The following is a 278-nucleotide window of genomic DNA, read 5'->3' as shown; positions in this document are numbered from 1 at the left end:
ATAAAAACGCCATTAAAAAACCCCATTGAGTGAAGGCACTTACGTAATCAACCATGCTGTAATCGATATACAACTTAGTTACAATCCCTTGCTATTTTTGGTCTTTGAAATGATGGTAGTATTTTATTTTTGAACTTATGTAATCCCAAGAAATCTCTATCAACAATTAATACAACTATCATAATGAAGTCTACAAGATTAACCGTATATGTATAAGCATCCCACAAAAACCATGGTTCTTTGTTTTTTAATATATAGATATCTAAATACATGCAAAG

The 278-nt window shown here is 29.9% G+C and carries 1 protein-coding gene; it reads right to left on the bottom strand.

Annotated features, from left to right (window positions below; genetic code table 11):
* Positions 1-74: 74 nt before the first annotated feature.
* On the bottom strand, positions 75-278 hold a 204-nt coding region (locus tag R0K30_RS21725; protein ID WP_410612891.1), incomplete at its 5' end, for a hypothetical protein.

Origin of the sequence: Bacillus sp. SIMBA_154 (genome assembly GCF_046536015.1) — a bacterium.
GTDB lineage: Bacteria > Bacillota > Bacilli > Bacillales > Bacillaceae > Bacillus > Bacillus pumilus_P.
This window is presented reverse-complemented; position numbering and strand designations above follow the sequence as displayed.